We start from the raw sequence: 18,396 nt of genomic DNA on the forward strand, positions 1-18,396 counted from the left end.
GGTCCGGTTCCGGAGGCTTGTCCGGAACCGCACGACGGAAGGCGCACCACCCCATGAGCACGGCCCCCACGGCCCCGCAGGCCCCGCCGCTCCCCACGGAGAGCACGGAGAGCACGGACGGCACGGACGGTTCGACCGGGACCGGCGGCCCCGGCCGGCAGCACGCCCGCCGCTTCGGCCTCCCGATCGCGACGGCCCTGGTCATGGGCAACATCATCGGCGGCGGCATCTTCCTGCTGCCCGCCTCGGTCGCCCCGTTCGGCACGATCAGCCTGCTCGCCTTCGGCGTCCTCACCCTCGGCGCGCTCGCCCTCGCCCTGGTCTTCGGCCGGCTCTCCCACCGCCACCCCGTGACCGGCGGCCCGTACGTCTACGCCCGCGAGGCCTTCGGCGACTTCGCCGGCTTCCTGGCGGCCTGGTCGTACTGGATCACCGCCTGGGTCTCCAACGCGGCCCTCGCCGTCGCCGCCGTCGGCTACCTCGACGTCCTCGTGCCCCTCCACGAGTCGAAGGCCGCCACCATCGGCGCCGCCCTGCTGATCCAGTGGCTGCCGGCCCTCGCCAACCTCGCCGGCACCCGGTACGTCGGCGCCGTCCAGCTCGTCGCCACCGTGCTCAAGTTCGTGCCGCTGCTGCTCGTCGCCGTCGGCGGGTTCTTCTTCTTCGACAGCGCCAACCTCGGCCCCTTCCGGGCCGGTGACGACAGCGCGCTCGGCGCGGTCTCCGCCTCCGCGGCGATCCTGCTCTTCAGCTACCTCGGCGTCGAGTCCGCCACCGTCAGCGCCGGCGAGGTCCGCGACCCGCGCCGCAACGTCGGCCGCGCCACCGTCCTCGGCACCCTCGCCGCCGCCGCGCTCTACCTGCTCACCATGGTCTCCGTCTTCGGCACCGTCCCGCACGACGCGCTCGTCTCCTCCAGCGCCCCCTTCGCCGACTCCGTCAACCTGATGTTCGGCGGCACCTGGGGCGGCGCCGCCGTCGCCTGCATGGCCCTGGTCTCCATGGTCGGCGCCCTCAACGGCTGGACCCTGCTCAGTGCCCAGACCCCGTACGCCGCCGCCCGCGACGGCCTCTTCCCGCGGGTCTTCACCGTGAAGCGGCGCGGGGTGCCGACCGTCGGCGTCCTCGTCACCGTCGTCCTCGCCTCCCTCCTGACCGTGTACAACTACACGGCCGGCCCGAGCGGCGTCTTCGAGATGCTGGTCCTCGTCACCACCTTCACCGCGACCGTGCCCTACCTGCTCTCCGCCGCCGCCCAGATCCACTTCCTGCTCTCGGGCCGCGCCGACCGTGTCCACCGGCCCCGGCTGATCCGCGACCTGGTCCTCGCCCTCGCCGCCTTCGGCTTCTCCCTCTGGCTCGTCGCCGGCTCCGGCTACGCCGCCGTCTACCAGGGCGTCCTCTTCCTCTTCGCCGGCGTCCTCGTCCACGCCTGGATGGCGGGCCGCCGCCGGGCGGCGGCCGCCGGTGCGGCCGAGGCGGTGAATCCGGCCCCCGAGGCGTAGCCCAGGAGGGCGGATCTCCCGCCCGCCCGGAACGCACCCGGCCCGCACCCGCGTCCGCACCGGGACCGCCCCGCCCGCTGACCCCCGACGGTCCGGGGCGCGACCGGATCCCGGGGCGGCGGGGGACCGTTCCGACGTGGCGCCCCCGCCGCCCCCGGAGGGCTCCGGTCGCCCGGCATGACCTCTCGGGTAATCGACCCGCACCGGCCCCCGGCGGCAAGCTCGGAAGCACCGGAACCCGGGCGGCGCACTCCGCCCGGGCGCCGGGTCCACGCGTCCGAACGACCCCCTCTGGAGGGTGATCCGCCATGTCCCAGACCCTGCTCGCCGGTCTCGCCCGCACCACCCGGCCGACCACCGCGCTCCGCCGCTTCCTCGCCCTCGACGCCGTCGTCACCGGCGCCAACGGCCTCGCCTACGCCGTCGCCTCCGGCCCGCTCGGCGAACTCCTCGGCGTGGACGCCGGCCTGCTCCTCGGACTCGGCCTCTTCCTCACCGCGTTCGCCGCCGGCGTCGCCTGGCTCGCGAGCCGCCCGCAGCCCCCGGCCGCCGCCGTGAAGCTCGTCGTCGACGCCAACCTGCTCTGGGCCGCCCTCAGCCTCGTCGCCCTCGTCGCGTGGCTGGAGCCCACCACCGCCGGACTCGTCTGGACCCCGATGCAGGCCGGCACCGTCGCCGGCTTCGCCCTCCTCCAGTGGGCCGCGCTGCGCGCCGCCACCGACTGAAGAGCCGTCAGAAGTCCAGGGACTTCAGGTACTCGACCGTCGCCGGGTCCGCCGGGAGCAGCGTCTCGATGGCCAGCTCGGCGACGGTCACGTCCATCGGCGTGTTGAAGGTCGAGATGGACGACACGAACGACAGCACCCGCCCGTCGTGCTCGATCCGCAGCGGCAGCGCGAAGTACGGGTACGGTTCCGGGTCCGGCACGTCCTCCGGCCGCGGCTCCGGCAGCGGATACGCCCTCACCTCCTCGTACACCGCGCGCAGCGCGTCCGAGCGGGCGAAGGCGATCTGACGCTCCATCTGGGCCAGCAGATGGGCCCGCCACTCCCGCAGGTTGTGGATCCGGGGCGCCAGCCCCTCCGGGTGCAGGGTGATCCGCATGACGTTCATCGGAGGCGTCAGCAGATGCTCCGGCAGCCCGCCGAGCATCAGCCCGATCGCCCGGTTGGCCGCCACCACCGTGTACGCCCCGTCCACCACGAGCGCCGGATACGGCTCGTACCCCTGGAGCAGCCGCGCGATCCCGTCCCGCAGCGTCTCCAGCTCCGGCGCGTCCAGCGGCGACTCCGCGTACCGCGGCGCGTAACCCGCCGCGAGGAGCAGTGCGTTGCGGTCCCGCACCGGCACGTCCAGGTGCTCCGCGAGCCGCAGGATCATCGCCTCGCTCGGCCGTGAACGGCCCGTCTCGACGAAGGAGATGTGCCGGGCCGAGGAGTCCGCGCGCAGCGCCAGCTCCAGCTGGCTGAGCCGCCTCCGCTCGCGCCAGCCGCGCAGCAGCGGCCCGACGCCCGTGTCGCTCACCACTGTCGTCATGCCCAGACGGTATCCCAGAGGGGCGACCCGGGTACGTACGCCTGGGAAGCGCCCGCACCACGAACCCCGCCCCGCGCACCACCGACCGGAGGGAGCACCCCTGTGCCCACGCAGCCGCTGTCGCAGAAGGAGATCGAGGACCGCCTGCGGGAGCTGCCCGGCTGGTCCGTCGAGGACACCCGCCTGGTCCGCTCCTACCGGCTCCCCGATCACTTCGCGGCCACCGCCCTCGTCGTCCACGTCGCCCAGGTCCAGCAGGAGCTGAACCACCACGCGGAGCTGACGCTCGGCTACGACACGGTCGCCGTCGCCGTCCACACCCACTCGGCGGGCGGCGCCCTCACGGAGAAGGACTTCGCGCTCGCCGAGCGCGTCGCGGCCATCGCCCCCGGCCACCAGGCCGACTGACGCGGCGTCAGCCGCCCGGCCGGACCGTAGGATCGCCGTCATGGCGGACTCCCTGACGACCGCCCTGGCGGCGCTCCCGGACCGGACCCGCCCCCGCCCGGCCCCGGAGTACCGCCTGACCTCCTACGTCGCGCCCGCCCGGTACCGCGACCGGCGCGCCGAGGAGGACACGGTCTAGACCGCCACCCGGCCCCCGGCCAGCTCCAGCAGGCGGCCGCCGAAGCGGTCCCGGAACTCGCGGTCGTGCGAGACCGCGACGACCGTGCCGGGAAGGCGGCCACCGCCTCCTCCAGCTCCTCCACCAGCGCGGGCGCCAGATGGTTGGTGGGCTCGTCCAGGATCAGCAGGTCCGCGGGGCGGGAGACGAGAAGCGCCAGTTCGAGGCGCCGACGCTGACCCGCGGAGAGCGCGGCCACGGGGACGGCGAGGTCCTCCTCGCGCAGCAGCCCGAGGGCCAGCAGTTCCGGGGCGTGCTCCTCGGGCGGCCCGGGCCTGCCCTCCGCCCAGACCGCGAGGGCGGTCCGGCGGGTGGGGGAGTGCGGCAGCTCCTGCGCGAGGTACCCGACCCGGCCGGTGCGGCGCACCACCCCCTCCTCCGGGGCGAGTTCGCCGGCGAGCAGCCGCAACAGGGTGGTCTTCCCGGCCCCGTTGGGTCCGGAGACCAGGACCCGCTCGCCGGCCCCGATCCGCACCCCGTCCACGGCGAGCCGCTCGCCCACCCGGACCCCTTCGCACTCCACCAGCACGTCGGCGAGCGCCCCGTCCCCGGTGAACCGCCCGCCGAAACGCAGCGGTTCGGGCGGCGCGGCCACCGGCTCCCGCAGCAGTTCCTCCAGGCGGCGGCGGGCCGTCCGCACCTGCCCGGAGAGCTTGTTCTCGCTGGAGCGGCGGTGCTTGCCGAAGCCCTGGCGCGGGTCCTTCCCGGAGACCGCCAGCCGCTGCCCGGCCGCCGCCACCAACTCCTCCGTGCGGGCCACCTCCTCCCGCCACTCCTGGTGCTCCTGCGCCAGCCGGCGCCGCTCGGCCGCCTTCGCGGTCCGGTATCCGGCCCAGCCGTCCCCGTACCGCAGCACGGTCCGCCGGTCCCGGTCGACCTCCAGGACGGTGGTGGCGAAACCGGTGAGGAAGGAGCGGTCGTGGGTGACGACCAGCGCGGTGCCCCGGTGCGCGGCGAGCCGCCCGCGCAGCCAGTCGACGGCGTCGAGGTCGAGGTGGTTCGTCGGCTCGTCGAGCAGCAGCAGCTCGGCGCCGGAGGAGAGCACACAGGCAAGGGCCAGCCGGGCCTGTTCACCGCCGGACAGCCCCGCCAGCCGCCGGTCGGCGGTGACGTGGCCGAGGCCGAGGGCCTGGAGCGAGGCGGCGACCTCGGCGTCGGCGCGGTAGCCGCCGCGCTCCTCGAAACGTTCGAGGAGTTCCCCGTACGCGGCGAGCTCCTCGGCGCCCGCCTCCCCGAGCCGCTCCTCGGCGGCCCGCAACGCCGCCTCCATCGAGCGGAGTTCGCGCAGGGCGAGGTCGACGACGTCCCGGACGGTGTCGTCGGGGCCGACGGGGTACGTCTCCGGCAGGGTCTGGGCGAGCCGGGCGACGGACCCCGGGAAGTGGACGAGGACCTCGCCCTCGTCGGGGGCCAGACCGCCGTCGAGGAGCCGGAGCAGGGTGGACTTGCCGGAGCCGTTCTCGCCGACGACGACCGCCTTCTCGCCGGGGCGGACGGTGAACGAGACCTGGTCGAGCACACGCCGGTCGCCGAAGGCGACGCCGACGTGGCGGAGGGTGAGTTGAGCGCGCTCGCGCATGGGTGTTCCTCTGGGTTCGTGGAATCAGGGCACACGAAACCGGCCCCGGGCCGCGACGGCGGCCGTGCCGGCACCCGGGATCAGACGAAGAAGTAGGAGGAGAACGCACCCATGCGACGAGGCTAACAGCCGCTCCCGTCCCGTCGCCGCCCCTTTTTCCCGGGCCGCCCGCCGTCGTCCGCCGGAGCGCGACACGTTTGCCGTAACGGCAAGTTTTCTCGCACTTCCGGGCGTCCCGGCGCACCCTGGTGCCCATGACCCAGCATCGTGAGAACCACACCTCGCACGGCGACCACGGCAGCCACGGCGACCACTCCCACACCCCTGCGCACGCCCACTCCCACGGGCACGACACCGGACTCGACTGGGGCCGGCTCGCGCCGCTCCTGGAGGCGCAGGCCGAGGTGGCGGGCGGCGCCTACCGCGAGGCGGCCGCCTGGCTCGGCACCCTCGTCCCGCCGAGCGGCGTCCGCCGGCTCCTCGACGTCGGCAGCGGCCCCGGCGTCATCACCACCGTGCTCGCGGAGGCGTTCCCGTACGCGGAGGCCGTCGCCGTCGACGGCACCCCGGAGCTCCTGGAGCGGGCCCGCGCCCGCGCGGAGGCGCAGGGCCTCGGCGCGCGCGTCAGCACCCTGCGGGCCGAGCTCCCGGAGGAGACCGGCAGCCTCGGCGAGGCGGACCTGCTGTGGGCGGGGAACTCCCTGCACCACATCGGCGACCAGCGCGCCGCCCTCGCCGACTTCGCGAAGCTGATCCGGCCGGGCGGCCTGATCGCCCTCGTCGAGGGCGGGCTCACCCCTCGCCACCTGCCCCGCGACATCGGCATCGGCCGCCCCGGCCTGGAGGCCCGCTTCGACGCCGAGCACGCCGACTGGTTCGCCCGGATGCGCGCCGAGCTTCCCGGCTCGACGCGCGAACCGGACGACTGGCGCGCCCTGTTCGCCGCCGCGGGCCTCACCCCGGCCGGCACCCGCACCTTCCTGGTGGACGTGCCCGCGCCCGTCCCGCAGGTCGTGCGCGAGCTCGCCGTCCACCACTTCGGGCGGCTCCGCGAGGGCTTCGGCGAGCACCTGGGCGCCGAGGACCGGGCGACCCTCGACCGGCTCCTCGACCCGGCCGACGAGCAGTCCCTGCACCACCGCACGGACCTGTTCCACCTGACGGCGCACACGGTCCACACCGCCCGCAAGGGCTGAGCGCCCGCCGCCCGTTCAGGAGGACACCGGCTCCAACCGCCACCACTGGAACGGCGAGTCGGTGTCCTCCCCCTGGCGTATGTCGGCGCCCTCGGCCGTCGAGCCGTCGGCCACTTCGAGGAGCAGTCCGCTGATGAAGCTCACCAGCGTGACCGTCCCCGGCGACTCCACGTCCCGCTCGATGATCCACTCCTGGGCGCCGAAGTTGTTCGCCCGCCACTGCTGGATGAGCGCACCCGGCTCCGTGGAGGCGTTCACGACGTCGAGCCGCTTCCCGCTGGCCGCGTTGACCAGGTGGTAGAGCCCGCCGCCGTTCGGCACCGCGGACACCTGCCACCGCTGCCCCGGCGCGTCCGTCTCGGCGCCCTGCTGAACCTTCGCACCGCCGCGCCGCGAACCCGCGTACACCTCCAGGACCAGGCCGCTGCCCACGTTCCGCAGCCGGTACAGCCCGTCCTGGACGGGGGCGGTGCCCCCGTCGACCCTCCCCTGCACCACGGGCCTCAGGCGCCCGCGTTGAACTCGGCCGGGTTCGGCCCGAGGCGTCGGCCCTCGTCCAGCGCGGCGATCGCCGCCAGGTCCTCCGCGTCCAGCTCGAAGTCGAAGACGTCGATGTTCTCCCGGATCCGGGACGGGGTCACCGACTTCGGGATGACCACGTTGCCCGTCTGGAGGTGCCAGCGGAGCACCACCTGCGCGGGCGTCCGCTCGTGCTTGCGGGCGACGGCGACGATCGCGGGCACCTCCAGCAGGCCGCGGCCCGAGCCCAGCGGCGACCACGCCTCCGTCGCGATGCCCAGCTCCGCGTGGAGCGCGCGGGACTCGGCCTGCGCCAGCTGCGGGTGCAGCTCGATCTGGTTCACCGCCGGCACCACACCGGTCTCGGCCGTCAGCCGCTCCAGGTGCTCGGGCAGGAAGTTGGAGACGCCGATCGCCTTGGCGCGGCCCTCGCCGAGGATCTTCTCCAGGGCCCGGTAGCTGTCGACGTACGCGTCCTTCGCCGGCGTCGGCCAGTGGATCAGGTACAGGTCGACCTCGTCGAGGCCGAGCCGCTCCAGGGAGGCGTCGAAGGCCCGCAGGGCGGAGTCGTACCCCTGGTCGCCGTTCCACAGCTTGGTGGTGACGAAGAGCTCCTCGCGAGGGAGGCCGGAGGCGGCCAGGGCCTTGCCGGTGCCCCGCTCGTTCTCGTAGATCGCCGCCGTGTCGATGGACCGGTAGCCGGCTTCGAGGGCGGTGGCCACCGCCTTCTCCGCCTCGTCGTCCGGGACCTGCCAGACGCCGAAGCCGAGCTGCGGCATCGCCACGCCGTTGTTCAGGGTGACCGAGGGGACCTTGCTGTCCGTGCTCACGTGGGAGGGATCCTTACGTCGTCGTGCTCGTCTCGTGCGCGGGCGGGCGCGCGAGCGACCGCCCCTCGACTCCAACGATCACGCGCCCGGCATCATTCCGGCCACCGCGCCACGGCCGTACGGCTGTTCCGTCAGCCGTACAGCGCCTCGACCTCCGCCGCGTACGCCCGCTCGATCGCCTTCCGCTTCAGCTTCAGCGACGGGGTGAGCAGCCCGTGCTCCTCGCTGAAGGGCTGGGCGAGGATGCGGAAGGTGCGGATCGACTCGGCCTGCGACACCAGCGTGTTGGCGGCCACCACCCCGCGCCGGATCTCCGTCTCCAGGTCCGGGTCGCGGACCAGCTCGGCGGGGGAGAGCGGCGCCCGGCCCTGGACGGCCAGCCAGTGCTCCACCGCCTCCCGGTCGAGGGTGACGAGGGCCGCGATGTACGGGCGGTCGTTGCCGACCACCAGGCACTGGGCGATCAGCGGGTGCGCCCGCACCCGCTCCTCCAGACCGGACGGCGCCACGCTCTTGCCGCCGGAGGTCACCAGGATGTCCTTCTTCCGCCCGGTGATCGTCAGATAGCCCTCGGCGTCCAGCGCCCCCAGGTCACCGGTGGCGAGCCAGCCGTCGTTCAGGACGGCCGAGGTGGCGGCCGGGTCGCCGAGGTAGCCGGCGAAGACCTGGCCGCCGTGGATCCACACCTCGCCGTCCTCCGCGATGTGCACCGTCGTGCCCGGCACCGGCCGGCCCACCGTGCCGTACCGGACCCGGCCCGGCGGGTTCGCGGTGGCCGCCGCCGTCGTCTCCGTCAGGCCGTACCCCTCGAAGACGGTCACGCCCGCGCCCGCGAAGAAGAGCCCGGTCCGCCGGTCCATGGCCGAACCGCCCGACATCGCGTACCGGATCCGTCCGCCGAACGTCTCGCGGACCCTGCCGTACACCGTCTTGTCGAAGAACTGGTGCTGCATCCGCAGCGCCGCCGACGGGCCGGGGCCCAGACCGAAGGCCTTCTGCTCCAGCGCCTCGGCGTACTTCACGGCCACCTCCACCGCCTTGTCGAAGACGCCGGCCCGGCCGTCCGCCTCCGCCCTGCGGCGCGCCGCGTCGAAGATCTTCTCGAAGACGTACGGCACGGCGAGGACGAAGCTCGGCCGGAAGGACGCCAGGTCGGGCAGGAGCGCCGCGGCGGTCATCGACGGCTGGTGTCCCAGCTTCACCCCGCCGCGCACGGCCGCGACCTCCACCATCCGCCCGAAGACGTGGGCGAGCGGCAGGAAGAGCAGCGTGGAGGCCTGGTCGCCGGGGCGCGAGCGGAAGACCGGCTCCCAGCCGGCGAGCAGGGCGTCGGTCTCCACCATGAAGTGGCCGTGGTGGAGCACGCAGCCCTTGGGGCGGCCGGTGGTGCCCGAGGTGTAGATGACCGTCGCCACCGACTCGGGGGTCACCGCCCGCCGGTGCCGGTGCACGACGTCCTCGTCGATGGCCGCCCCGGCGGCGGTCAGCTCGGCCACCGCGCCGGGACCGGCGTCCTCGCCGGGGTCGAGCTGCCAGAGCCGCTGGAGCCGGGGCAGCCGGTCCACCACCGACCCGATGGTCATGGCGTGGTCCTCGTGCTCGACCACGCAGGCGGTGACCTCGGCGTCGTACAGCATCCAGTGGACCTGGTCGGCGGAGGAGGTCGGGTAGACCGGGACGGGCTGGGCGCCGAGCGTCCACAGGGCGAAGTCGAAGAGCGTCCACTCGTAGCGGGTACGGGACATGATCGCGACCCGGTCGCCGAACCGCACCCCGTGCGCGACGAGCCCCTTCGCCAGGGCGAGCACCTCGTCCCGGAAGCGGGCGCAGCTGACGTCCTCCCACTCCCCGTCCGGCGTCCGGCGTCCGAAGGCGATCGCGTCGGGGGTGGTGTCGGCGCGGGTGAAGACGGCGTCCGCGAGCCCGCCGGCGAGCGGGGCCGCCTCGACGGGCGGCACGGTGAACTCACGCACGGACCTGCTCCTCCCTCGGCGGCTCGGTGGCTGAAAGGGGCCGCCGCGTCGGCTGCGGCGCCGTGACCGTACCCCACCCGGACGGCCCGCGGCAGGACCTTCACCAAGCCGCGACATTCACCGTTCGTACAGGTCAGGACGGGTGGGTCGGCAAGTGCCCGATGCGGGACCCCGGTTGCGTACCGTCCGGTAGGTCCGGCCGTCCCGCACTCTCCACGGAATCGCTACGCCCCCGCACGCCCCCGCGACCGGCCGGTATCCGACGAAGCGGACGCCCCGCTGCCCCGGCCAGGGGGCCTGACGCGGGCGGTCACACGGCGGGCGGGCGCCGCCCGTCGGGGCGCCGGAGGCCGTCGCCGCCCTCCAGGATCGCCTCCGCCAGCGCGTCCGCGGCCTCCTGCGTCGCCCCGCCGCGCCGCCCGTGCCGCAGCACGAAGTCCACCCCGCCCAACTCCGGCAGCCCCGCCCGGGCCGGTACGGGGGCCAGCCCCGGCGGCACCAGACCGCGCGTGTGGGCCATCACGCCGAGCCCCGCGCGGGCCGCCGCCACGTTGGCGCTCAGACTCGAACTCGTACACGCGATCCGCCAGGCCCGGCCCTCCGCCTCCAGCGCGGCCAGCGCCCGCGCGCGGGTGATGCCGGGCGGCGGGTAGACGATCAGCGGCACCGGCCGCTCCGGGTCGAGCCGCAGCCCCGGCGCCCCGACCCACACCAGGACGTCGCTCCACACCAGGACCCCGCCGTCGCCGTCCGCGCCCGCGCCGCGCTTGGCCAGGACCAGGTCGAGCCGGCCCGCCGCGAGCCGCGCCTCCAGGGTCCCCGAGAGCTCCACGGTCAGCTCCAGGTCCACCTCGGGGTGCGCCCGCCGGAAGGACTCCAGGATCTCCGGCAACCGGGTCGCCACGAAGTCCTCCGACGCCCCGAAACGGAGCCGCCCGCGCAGCCGCGTGCCCGCGAAGAAGGCCGCCGCCCGCTCGTGCGCCCGCAGGATCGCCCGGGCGAACCCCAGCATCGCCTCCCCGTCCCCGGTCAGCTCGACGCTGTGCGTGTCCCGCGTGAACAGCGGCCGCCCGACCGCCTCCTCCAGGCGGCGCACGTGCTGGCTGACGGTCGACTGCCGCACCCCGAGCCGCCGGGCGGCCCCGGTGAAGGAGAGCGTCTGCGCCACGGCGAGGAAGGTGCGCAGCTGGGCGGGCTCGTACACGGGACGAGGCTATCGCGATCCGTGATGACAGTCAGTGCACCGTACGGGATTCCCGATGACCCCGCCGTGGACCAGGATGGACACCGAACCACCCGCTGAGAACCACCGTGGAGCCATGACCCGCCGTCGCGCCTTCCCGCCCCCCTGGCTGCCGGTCGACGGCTACCTCCTCACGCTGCTCGGCACCGTCGGCCTCGCCGTCCTGCTGCCCGCGTCGGGGACGGGCGCCACCGTCGCCGAGACCGCCGCCACGGCCGTCGTCGCCGTCCTCTTCTTCCTCTACGGGGCCCGGCTCTCCACCCGCGAGACCCTCGACGGCCTCCGCCACTGGCGGCTCCACCTCACGGTCCTCGGCTGCACCTTCCTCGTCTTCCCGCTGCTCGGCCTCGCCGCGCGCGCCCTCGTGCCCACCGTCCTCACCCCCGAGCTGTACACCGGCTTCCTCTTCCTCTGCCTGGTGCCGTCGACGATCCAGTCCTCGATCGCCTTCACGTCGATCGCCCGCGGCAACGTCCCCGCCGCGATCTGCGCGGGCTCCTTCTCCTCGCTCGCCGGGATCGCGCTGACCCCGCTGCTCGCCGCGGCGCTGCTCGGCGGTGGCACGGGGGGCCTCTCGGCCGACTCCGTCCTCCGGATCGCCCTCCAGCTCCTGGCACCCTTCCTCCTCGGCCAGCTCCTCCGGCCGCGCCTCGGCGGCTTCCTGCTCCGCCACGAGCGGGTGCTGGGACGCGTGGACCGGGGCTCGATCCTGCTGGTCGTCTACACGGCCTTCAGCCAGGGCGTGGTCGCGGGCGCCTGGCACCTGGTGACCCCCGGCCGGCTCGCCCTCCTCCTCGCGGCGCAGGCCGTCCTGCTGGCGGTGATGCTGACGCTGACCTGGTACGGGGCGGGCCGCCTCGGCTTCGACCGGGCCGACCGGATCGCGATCCAGTTCGCCGGTTCCAAGAAGAGCCTCGCCGCGGGGCTGCCCATGGCGAGCGTCCTCTTCGGCCCGCACGCCTCGCTCGCCGTCCTGCCCCTCATGCTCTACCACCAGCTCCAGCTCATGGCCTGCGCCCCGCTGGCCCGACACCGGGCCCACGCCCCGGCCCCGGGCCCCCGCCCCGCCGCGGGCGGCGCCCGGCGCGGGGGCGTCAGAGGATGACGCGGTCGGGGTGGGTGTAGAGGTTCATGTCCGGGCCGCGGAGGAAGCCGACGAGCGTCAGGCCCGCCTCCGCCGCCAGATCGACCGCCAGGGACGACGGCGCGGAGACCGCCGCCAGCACCGGGATCCCCGCCATCACCGCCTTCTGCGCGAGTTCGAAGGACGCCCGGCCGGAGACCAGCAGGACCGCGCGGTCCAGCGGCAGCAGGTCCTCCCGCAGCGCGCGCCCGACGAGCTTGTCGACCGCGTTGTGCCGGCCCACGTCCTCCCGGACGTCGAGCAGCTCGCCGTCCTCCGTGAAGAGCGCCGCCGCGTGCAGCCCGCCCGTGGTGTCGAAGACCTTCTGCGCCGCCCGCAGCCGGTCCGGCAGCGCGGACAGGAGCGCGGGGGAGACCCGTACCGGCGGGTTGTCGGCGATCGGGAAGCGGGCCGTCGTCCGCACCGCGTCCAGGCTCGCCTTGCCGCACAGCCCGCACGACGAGGTCGTGTAGACGTTCCGCTCCAGGGTGATGTCGGGGACGGGGACCCCGGGCGCCAGCCCCACGTCCACCACGTTGTACGAGTTGGTGCCGTCCTCCTTCGCCCCCGCGCAGTACACGATGGACCGCACGTCCGCGGCGGAGGCCAGCACGCCCTCGCTCACCAGGAACCCCGCCGCGAGCGCGAAGTCGTCGCCCGGCGTCCGCATGGTGATCGCGAGCGGCTTGCCGTTCAGCCGGATCTCCAGCGGCTCCTCCGCCACCAGCGTGTCCGGCCGCGTGCTCACCGCGCCGCCCCGGATGCGTGTGACCCGCCGTCGCTCGGTGACCCGTCCCATCGCCGCCGCCTTCGATTCTTCCGGTGTTCCTGCCCCTGACCGTGCCATTCTGCGCCACCCCCGTCCGACCCGCCGGATCCGGTGCGCCGCCTGACCCCTTGTCACGGTCGGCCAAGCGACCCGGGGGAATCTTGGTGGTTTACGTCACCTGTTACCCATGAGTCGCTGGCAAGACTGGGTGGTTCCTGCCGCTGAACGAACCATCGAGGGGGTCCCGGGATGACGGGCACTCGCATCTCCGCGCTCGGGCACTACCAGCCCGCCAAGGTGTTGACCAACCACGACCTGGCCGAGCTGGTCGACACGAGCGACGAGTGGATCCTCAGCAGGGTCGGCATCCGCACGCGGCACGTCGCCGGGCCCGAGGAGCCGGTCGACGAGCTCGCCGCGCACGCCGCGGGCAAGGCGCTCGCCGCCGCGGGACTCGCCCCCGGCGACATCGACTACGTCATCGTGGCCACCTCCACCGCGATCGACCGCTCGCCCAACACGGCCGCCCGGGTCGCCGCACGCCTCGGCATGGCCTCGCCCGCCACCCTCGACCTGAACGTGGTCTGCGCCGGCTTCACCCACGCGCTCGCCACCGCCGACCACGCGGTCCGCGCCGGCGCCGCCCGCCGCGCCCTGGTCATCGGCGCCGACAAGATGACCGGCGTCACCGACTGGTCCGACCGCACCACCTGCGTCCTCACCGGCGACGGCGCCGGCGCCGTCATCGTGGAGGCGACGGAGACGGACACCGGCGCCATCGGTCCGGTCCTGTGGGGCTCGGTCCCGGAGATGGGCAACGCGGTCCGCATCGAGGGCACCCCGCCGCGCTTCGCCCAGGAGGGCCAGAGCGTCTACCGCTGGGCCACGCAGAAGCTCCCGGCCCTCGCCCGCGAGGTCTGCACCCGGTCGGGGATCGCCCCGGAGGACCTCGCCGGCGTCGTCCTGCACCAGGCGAACCTCCGGATCATCGAGCCCCTCGCCGCCAAGATCGGCGCGGTCAACGCGGTCGTCGCCCGGGACGTCGTCGACTCCGGCAACACCTCCGCCGCCTCCGTGCCGCTCGCCCTCGCCAAGCTCGTCGAGCGCGGCGAGCTCCCGTCCGGCGCCCCCGTCCTCCTCTTCGGCTTCGGCGGCAACCTCTCCTACGCCGGCCAGGTCGTCCGGCTGCCCTGAACGACCCCGTCCCGCCCCGTTCGGCGGAGCGCGAGGGGGAGCCCGGTGGCGGCGCCACCGGGGCGCGCCTAGCTTCGATCGCGGTGGGGGTGCCCGTGCCCCCGCCGCGAACCGGAGGACCGCATGCGCGCGATACGTACCGCTTCCGCCGCCCTGCTGGCCGCCGCGGCCCTGGCGCTGCCCGCCGCCCCGCCGGCCGCCGCCGACGACGGGACCGGAACCGACGCCGGGGCCGACCTCGACCCCGGTGCCGGCGGTGGTGCGGACATCACCTCCTTCGGCTTCTCCGTCACGCCCCGCACCGTCGCCCCCGGCGGCACGGTCACCCTGACCGCGGACGGCTGCGAGGTGCCCTCCGTGACGGTCACGTCCGGCGTCTTCGACACGGTGACCCTCACCGAGGGCCGCCCCGGCAGGGCGACCGTCGACCTCGACGCCAAGGCCGGCGCCCAGTACGAGATCGCCTTCGACTGCAAGGGCGAGCGCGGCACCACCACCCTGACCGTGGCCCACGCGCCCGCCCCGCCGCCCGAGCCGGTCACCCCGGCGCACCCGACGCCCCCGCACAAGGGCGTGAAGGCGGGCTTCGGCGGCGCCACCGGTTCCGACGCGCTGGGCGCCGCCGAACTCGCCGCCGGCGCCGTCCTCATCGCCGCCGCGGCCGGCTCCGCCCTCGTCCTCGCCCGCCGGCGCCCCTGAGACGGCCCCTCCGTCCCGGTGTGACGAGGTCCGGGACGGAGGGGCGACCAGCACACCCGTCCGAGGAGAGGAGCCCGCCGCGGTGGACAGCGCGTACGGCCGGCGCGGCGCCTGGGGCCTCGTCGCGATCCTCCTCCTCGTCGGCGTCCACCTCGTCCGCGGCGGCGCCCAGCAGCTCACCGCCCCCGGCCCGCCCCGCCCCCGCGCGGCGGACGCCCCGGCCTCCGCCACACCCCCGCCCCCTCCCCGCGCCGGCCTCCCGGCCTCGGCCCCGCTCGCCGTCACGATCCCCGCGATCGGCGTCGACGCCCCCCTCACCCGCGTCGGCGTGGACGCGGCCGGCTGGCTGGAGGCCCCGCCGCCGGACCACCCCGACCGGGCCGGCTGGTACGCGGGCTCCGTCACCCCCGGCGAACCCGGCACCGCCGTGGTCACCGGGCACGTCGACACCCCCGCCGGCCCCGCGGTCTTCCACGCCCTCGGCGCCCTCACCCGGGGCCGCACCGTGGAGGTCCACCGCGCCGACGGCCGCACGGCCGTCTTCACCGTCCACGCCGTGGAACTCCTCCCGAAGGACGACTTCCCGGCCGACCGCGTCTACGCCGCCACCCGCGCCCCCGAACTCCGCCTGATCACCTGCGGAGGGCCCTACAGCCGCGCCACCGGCTACGCCGGCAACGTCGTCGTCTCCGCCCGCCTCACCGGTCTGCGCGCATGACCTGACGTATTCCGGACACGGACTGGCCTGGACCAAGCCCTCGGAGCCATCGTGGTCCTCGGAGCGGGCGTCGGGGGGCGCCCGGCTCCCGGCCGCCAAGGCGGCATCCTCCAGGGGATGGGCGGTCCCCGTGCGTCCGGTCGCGACCCGAGGTCCACCGGCGCACGGGACCCCCCCCACCGGCCTCCCCCCACCGTCCGCCCCCGCGACTGACCACGGAAAACGCCGGTGAAAGCCCCCGCGAACCCCTGGTAGAGTTATCCATGTCGCCGCGGGGAACACCCACGGAACGACACACACCCTGTCCGGGTGGCGGAATGGCAGACGCGCTAGCTTGAGGTGCTAGTGCCCTTTATCGGGCGTGGGGGTTCAAGTCCCCCCTCGGACACCACACGGAAGCGCCGGTCGATCTCATCGACCGGCGCTTTCCGCATGCCGCGCCTACTCTGAGGAAAACCCCTCGGGGACGGCGGAGGCGTGCCATGAGCGACGCGAACGGTTCCGGTCCCGGTCGGCGCTCCCCGGGCGGCGGCCCTCCCGACGGCCCCCCGCCCGGCCCGCTGAGCGGACCCGCCCCCACGCCGCCGCGCCGCCGCACCTGGCTGCTCGGCCTGGCCGGAGCGCTGGTCCTCGCCGTCGGCGTCGCCGGTCTCCTCGTCGGCACGGGCGCGTTCGAGGACGACGGGGGAGGGGGCGGCGCGGCTCCGGCGTCACCGTCGGCACGGACCGCCTCCGCCACGGCCCCGCCCTCGCAGTCCCCGGCCCGGGAGGCCACCACGCCGCCGCCGGAGAGCGCGGGTCTCCTGTCGTTCGGCCGGACCCACCGGTTCGCGGGCGGGGTCGAGGTGACGGTGTCGCCGCCCGAGCGGTTCGCCCCCGCGCAGTCGTCGGCCGGGCACAAGGACGGGAACATCGCCGTGAAGGTCGACGTGACCGTCCGCAACGGCTCGGACGAGCGGCTCGAACTCGTGACGGTGGTGGTGCGGGGCCGGGACGGCGACGGCCGGGAGACCGCTCAGGTCTTCGACCCGGAGCAGGTGGTCATGCCCCTGGACGGAGACCTCCTCCCGGGACGCAGGACCGTCGCCGCGTACGGGTTCGACCTCCCGCCCGGCGCGGGGAACAGCCTGGAGGTGGGGGTGAGCGTCGGCTCCGACGGCGACGCCGTCCACTGGGACGGCGAGCTTCCCTGAGCCCCCGCCGTCACCCCTTCCGCGCCACCACAAGCCGGCAGTTCGGGCTGCCGTCCGGGCGGGTGCCGAAGGCGGGCAGGGGCTGGTGGGTGACCTGGAAGCCGGTCTCCTCCAGGTGGGCGCGGACGTCCGGGAGCCGGAAGGTGCGGTAGTACATGACGAACGGCGGGCGCCACACCGCGTTGCGGACCCGCATCGCCGTGTCGAAGGCCCAGAGGGCCCAGTAGGCCCGGGAGCCGACCGGGGGCGGGGCCGGGAGGGGGAAGGCGAGGGTGCCGCCTGGGCGGAGGGCGGCGTGGACGCCGGCGAAGAGGGTGCGCTGCTCGTCCGGGAGGAAGTGGCCGAAGGCGCCGAAGCTGACCGCCAGGTCGAAGGCGGCGGTGAAGGGCAGGGCCAGGGCGTCGGCGCGCACCAGGGTCGCGGTGGGGTGCCGACGGCGCGCCTCGGCCAGCATGTTCGTGCTGAAGTCGACGCCCGTGACGCGCCCCGCGCAGACCGAGCGCAGGACGGGGAGGCCGGCGCCGGTGCCGCAGCAGAGGTCCAGGCCCGTGTCGAAGGGGCCGAGTTCCTCCAGGGCGCGGGCCACCGCCGTGAGGATCCGGTCCGGGGTGCGGAAGGGCGTCGCCTCGAACTTCGGCGCCAGCAGGTCGTAGCCGTGCTCGACGGAGGAGAGGGCCTGGACGGTCAGTTCGCGGAGGGTCGGGCCCTGCGGGGTGAACATGGTGCCGACTCTATGCGGCGGCGGGCCGGCGGGGGGCCCGGGGCGTCACAGGGCGGTGTGCACCTGGGGGGCCGGCCAGGCCGGGGCGATGCCGGTGAGCTGGCAGGTCAGCAGGTAGAGCGGGATCGGCGGGGTGTACGGCGAGGTGCCGTCCGGGTGGTGGATGAGGCGCGGTCCGCGGTCGGGGATCTCGGCGCCCCGGGCGTAGCAGGCGGGCAGGGGCCAGGAGAGGTCGAGGTCGGAGCCGGCCGGTACCAGCCACCACCACCAGTCGCTGTCGGCGTACACGCAGCCCTTGGCGGGGAGCCGGGAGAGGATCTTGAAGCCGAAGCGGGCGGGGACGCCTACGGCGTCGCAGCCGAGTCCGGTGCTCAGGCCGGTGGGCACGGCGAGGCGGGTGGCGGGGACGGCGGGGCGGAGGCCGTTCTCCGGGGAGCGGCGGGCGCGGGGGGCGAGGAGGCCGGCCATAGACTTCAGCATGGGTCCCCCAGGGAGTGCGGGAGTTCCGCCCAGACGATCTGGGCCGTGCCGTGGCCGGTGCGCTCGGCGCCCCAGGACTCGCAGAGCGCGTCGACGATGAGGAGTCCGCGGCCGCGTTCGTCCGCGCCGCAGTCGCGTATCCGGGGGCCGGCGGGGCCGCCCTCGTCGCGCACGGCGATGCGGACGCTTTCGGTGTTCTGGCGGAGTTCGCAGACGATGCGGCTGCTGGCGGTGTGCAGCACCGCGTTGGTGACCAGCTCGGAGACGACCAGGGCGGCCGTGTCGCGTATCTCGGCGCCGCGGCCCCAGAGCAGCAGCCGTTCCTCGGTGAGGTGGCGGGCGCGGCTCACGGACTCGGTGCGGGCGGGCAGCTCGAAGGCGAAGCGGTGGGCGGGATCGTGGCGGGTCTTGGGGCGCTGGGCCATGACTCTGGGGCTCATGAGACCTGAGGGCTGCGCGTTACCAGAAGCCACGACCGGTTCCTCACAACAGT

The 18,396-nt window shown here is 75.0% G+C and carries 19 protein-coding genes, 1 tRNA gene and 1 pseudogene; 11 read left to right on the forward strand and 10 right to left on the reverse strand.

Annotated elements, in window-relative coordinates:
* Positions 1–53 precede the first annotated feature (53 nt).
* Both ACFZCF_RS20685 and ACFZCF_RS20690 read left to right on the forward strand, forming a co-directional pair.
* The gene (locus tag ACFZCF_RS20685) at positions 54–1,505 is read left to right on the forward strand and encodes an amino acid permease (protein WP_391287859.1); all 1,452 of its coding nucleotides are present in this window, start codon (positions 54–56) and stop codon (positions 1,503–1,505) included.
* A gap of 308 nt (positions 1,506–1,813) precedes the next feature.
* On the forward strand, positions 1,814–2,230 hold the full coding sequence (locus ACFZCF_RS20690) for a hypothetical protein (RefSeq protein WP_388445527.1): 417 nt from the start codon (positions 1,814–1,816) through the stop codon (positions 2,228–2,230).
* A gap of 7 nt (positions 2,231–2,237) precedes the next feature.
* On the opposite strand, the gene ACFZCF_RS20695 is transcribed toward ACFZCF_RS20690, so the two are convergent.
* Positions 2,238–3,041 carry a helix-turn-helix domain-containing protein gene (locus ACFZCF_RS20695; RefSeq protein ID WP_391287861.1) on the reverse strand — a complete coding sequence of 268 codons (804 nt, stop codon included), beginning with the start codon at positions 3,039–3,041 and terminating at the stop codon, positions 2,238–2,240.
* Between the two features lie 102 nt (positions 3,042–3,143).
* Here ACFZCF_RS20695 and ACFZCF_RS20700 point away from each other — a divergent pair, with 102 nt between their 5' ends.
* Together ACFZCF_RS20700 and ACFZCF_RS20705 are read left to right on the forward strand one after the other, a co-directional pair.
* A complete protein-coding gene (locus ACFZCF_RS20700; RefSeq protein ID WP_391287863.1) occupies positions 3,144–3,449 on the forward strand; it encodes a 4a-hydroxytetrahydrobiopterin dehydratase in 306 nt (101 codons plus the stop codon).
* A 40-nt stretch (positions 3,450–3,489) separates the two neighbouring features.
* Positions 3,490–3,627: a hypothetical protein gene (locus ACFZCF_RS20705; protein ID WP_391287864.1), complete on the forward strand. Its 138-nt coding sequence runs from the start codon at positions 3,490–3,492 to the stop codon at positions 3,625–3,627.
* Here ACFZCF_RS20705 and ACFZCF_RS20710 read toward each other — a convergent pair.
* Positions 3,624–5,245, reverse strand: a pseudogene (locus tag ACFZCF_RS20710) (ABC-F family ATP-binding cassette domain-containing protein). The gene ACFZCF_RS20705 and the pseudogene ACFZCF_RS20710 sit on opposite strands and share 4 nt — an antisense overlap.
* A 254-nt stretch (positions 5,246–5,499) precedes the next feature.
* Between ACFZCF_RS20710 and ACFZCF_RS20715 the strand changes: the two are divergent.
* Complete coding sequence (locus tag ACFZCF_RS20715; protein WP_391287866.1) at positions 5,500–6,441, forward strand: methyltransferase; 942 nt, start codon at positions 5,500–5,502, stop codon at positions 6,439–6,441.
* 15 nt (positions 6,442–6,456) lie between these two features.
* Here ACFZCF_RS20715 and ACFZCF_RS20720 read toward each other — a convergent pair whose 3' ends face one another.
* The 4 genes from ACFZCF_RS20720 to ACFZCF_RS20735 all read right to left on the reverse strand — a co-directional run bounded on the left by ACFZCF_RS20720 (position 6,457) and on the right by ACFZCF_RS20735 (position 10,967).
* Positions 6,457–6,948 (reverse strand): RICIN domain-containing protein, encoded by a 492-nt coding sequence (locus ACFZCF_RS20720; RefSeq protein ID WP_388446315.1) that lies wholly within the window; start codon positions 6,946–6,948, stop codon positions 6,457–6,459.
* Complete coding sequence (locus tag ACFZCF_RS20725) at positions 6,945–7,739, reverse strand: aldo/keto reductase (protein ID WP_391288240.1); 795 nt, start codon at positions 7,737–7,739, stop codon at positions 6,945–6,947. The genes ACFZCF_RS20720 and ACFZCF_RS20725 overlap by 4 nt, the downstream gene beginning before the upstream one ends.
* A gap of 182 nt (positions 7,740–7,921) precedes the next feature.
* Positions 7,922–9,763 (reverse strand): AMP-binding protein, encoded by a 1,842-nt coding sequence (locus tag ACFZCF_RS20730; protein ID WP_391287868.1) that lies wholly within the window; start codon positions 9,761–9,763, stop codon positions 7,922–7,924.
* A gap of 310 nt (positions 9,764–10,073) precedes the next feature.
* Positions 10,074–10,967 carry a LysR substrate-binding domain-containing protein gene (locus ACFZCF_RS20735; RefSeq protein WP_391287870.1) on the reverse strand — a complete coding sequence of 298 codons (894 nt, stop codon included), beginning with the start codon at positions 10,965–10,967 and terminating at the stop codon, positions 10,074–10,076.
* A gap of 115 nt (positions 10,968–11,082) precedes the next feature.
* Between ACFZCF_RS20735 and ACFZCF_RS20740 the strand changes: the two genes are divergently transcribed.
* Positions 11,083–12,111 (forward strand): bile acid:sodium symporter, encoded by a 1,029-nt coding sequence (locus tag ACFZCF_RS20740; RefSeq protein ID WP_391287872.1) that lies wholly within the window; start codon positions 11,083–11,085, stop codon positions 12,109–12,111.
* On the opposite strand, the gene fdhD is transcribed toward ACFZCF_RS20740, so the two are convergent.
* Complete coding sequence (gene fdhD, locus ACFZCF_RS20745; RefSeq protein WP_391287874.1) at positions 12,101–12,928, reverse strand: formate dehydrogenase accessory sulfurtransferase FdhD; 828 nt, start codon at positions 12,926–12,928, stop codon at positions 12,101–12,103. The genes ACFZCF_RS20740 and fdhD overlap by 11 nt on opposite strands.
* A gap of 219 nt (positions 12,929–13,147) precedes the next feature.
* On the opposite strand from fdhD, the gene ACFZCF_RS20750 reads away from it, so the two are divergent.
* The 5 genes from ACFZCF_RS20750 to ACFZCF_RS20770 all read left to right on the forward strand — a co-directional run bounded on the left by ACFZCF_RS20750 (position 13,148) and on the right by ACFZCF_RS20770 (position 16,702).
* Positions 13,148–14,092 carry a beta-ketoacyl-ACP synthase III gene (locus ACFZCF_RS20750; RefSeq protein WP_388445554.1) on the forward strand — a complete coding sequence of 315 codons (945 nt, stop codon included), beginning with the start codon at positions 13,148–13,150 and terminating at the stop codon, positions 14,090–14,092.
* 123 nt (positions 14,093–14,215) lie between these two features.
* A complete protein-coding gene (locus ACFZCF_RS20755) occupies positions 14,216–14,791 on the forward strand; it encodes a hypothetical protein (RefSeq protein ID WP_391287877.1) in 576 nt (191 codons plus the stop codon).
* Positions 14,792–14,873: 82 nt separating this feature from the next.
* Complete coding sequence (locus ACFZCF_RS20760) at positions 14,874–15,509, forward strand: class F sortase (RefSeq protein ID WP_391287879.1); 636 nt, start codon at positions 14,874–14,876, stop codon at positions 15,507–15,509.
* A 303-nt stretch (positions 15,510–15,812) separates the two neighbouring features.
* Positions 15,813–15,900 (forward strand) — tRNA-Leu (locus tag ACFZCF_RS20765).
* A gap of 91 nt (positions 15,901–15,991) precedes the next feature.
* Entirely contained in the window at positions 15,992–16,702 is a 711-nt protein-coding gene (locus tag ACFZCF_RS20770) for a DUF4352 domain-containing protein (RefSeq protein ID WP_391287881.1), read from the forward strand.
* A gap of 10 nt (positions 16,703–16,712) precedes the next feature.
* On the opposite strand, the gene ACFZCF_RS20775 is transcribed toward ACFZCF_RS20770, so the two are convergent.
* From ACFZCF_RS20775 to ACFZCF_RS20785, 3 genes are read right to left on the reverse strand one after another with little or no spacing between them, the layout of a single operon-like run.
* Positions 16,713–17,423 (reverse strand): methyltransferase domain-containing protein, encoded by a 711-nt coding sequence (locus tag ACFZCF_RS20775; RefSeq protein WP_391287883.1) that lies wholly within the window; start codon positions 17,421–17,423, stop codon positions 16,713–16,715.
* A 45-nt stretch (positions 17,424–17,468) separates the two neighbouring features.
* Positions 17,469–17,903 carry a hypothetical protein gene (locus tag ACFZCF_RS20780; RefSeq protein WP_388445570.1) on the reverse strand — a complete coding sequence of 145 codons (435 nt, stop codon included), beginning with the start codon at positions 17,901–17,903 and terminating at the stop codon, positions 17,469–17,471.
* Positions 17,897–18,328 carry an ATP-binding protein gene (locus ACFZCF_RS20785; RefSeq protein ID WP_388446321.1) on the reverse strand — a complete coding sequence of 144 codons (432 nt, stop codon included), beginning with the start codon at positions 18,326–18,328 and terminating at the stop codon, positions 17,897–17,899. The genes ACFZCF_RS20780 and ACFZCF_RS20785 overlap by 7 nt, the downstream gene beginning before the upstream one ends.
* Between the last annotated feature and the right edge of the window lie 68 nt (positions 18,329–18,396).

This window comes from Streptomyces sp. NPDC007945 (assembly GCF_042958885.1).
Lineage (GTDB): Bacteria > Actinomycetota > Actinomycetes > Streptomycetales > Streptomycetaceae > Streptomyces.

Bases quoted from the DNA above. Each gene is read 5' to 3' on its own strand.
- ACFZCF_RS20685 (WP_391287859.1), top strand. From the start codon at position 54: ATGAGCACGGCCCCCACGGCCCCGCAGGCCCCGCCGCTCCCCACGGAG.
- ACFZCF_RS20690 (WP_388445527.1), top strand. From the start codon at position 1,814: ATGTCCCAGACCCTGCTCGCCGGTCTCGCCCGCACCACCCGGCCGACC.
- ACFZCF_RS20695 (WP_391287861.1), bottom strand. From the start codon at position 3,041: ATGACGACAGTGGTGAGCGACACGGGCGTCGGGCCGCTGCTGCGCGGC.
- ACFZCF_RS20705 (WP_391287864.1), top strand. From the start codon at position 3,490: ATGGCGGACTCCCTGACGACCGCCCTGGCGGCGCTCCCGGACCGGACC.
- ACFZCF_RS20715 (WP_391287866.1), top strand. From the start codon at position 5,500: ATGACCCAGCATCGTGAGAACCACACCTCGCACGGCGACCACGGCAGC.
- ACFZCF_RS20725 (WP_391288240.1), bottom strand. From the start codon at position 7,739: ATGCCGCAGCTCGGCTTCGGCGTCTGGCAGGTCCCGGACGACGAGGCG.
- ACFZCF_RS20740 (WP_391287872.1), top strand. From the start codon at position 11,083: ATGACCCGCCGTCGCGCCTTCCCGCCCCCCTGGCTGCCGGTCGACGGC.
- fdhD (WP_391287874.1), bottom strand. From the start codon at position 12,928: ATGGGACGGGTCACCGAGCGACGGCGGGTCACACGCATCCGGGGCGGC.
- ACFZCF_RS20750 (WP_388445554.1), top strand. From the start codon at position 13,148: ATGACGGGCACTCGCATCTCCGCGCTCGGGCACTACCAGCCCGCCAAG.
- ACFZCF_RS20755 (WP_391287877.1), top strand. From the start codon at position 14,216: ATGCGCGCGATACGTACCGCTTCCGCCGCCCTGCTGGCCGCCGCGGCC.
- ACFZCF_RS20770 (WP_391287881.1), top strand. From the start codon at position 15,992: ATGAGCGACGCGAACGGTTCCGGTCCCGGTCGGCGCTCCCCGGGCGGC.
- ACFZCF_RS20775 (WP_391287883.1), bottom strand. From the start codon at position 17,423: ATGTTCACCCCGCAGGGCCCGACCCTCCGCGAACTGACCGTCCAGGCC.
- ACFZCF_RS20780 (WP_388445570.1), bottom strand. From the start codon at position 17,903: ATGCTGAAGTCTATGGCCGGCCTCCTCGCCCCCCGCGCCCGCCGCTCC.
- ACFZCF_RS20785 (WP_388446321.1), bottom strand. From the start codon at position 18,328: ATGGCCCAGCGCCCCAAGACCCGCCACGATCCCGCCCACCGCTTCGCC.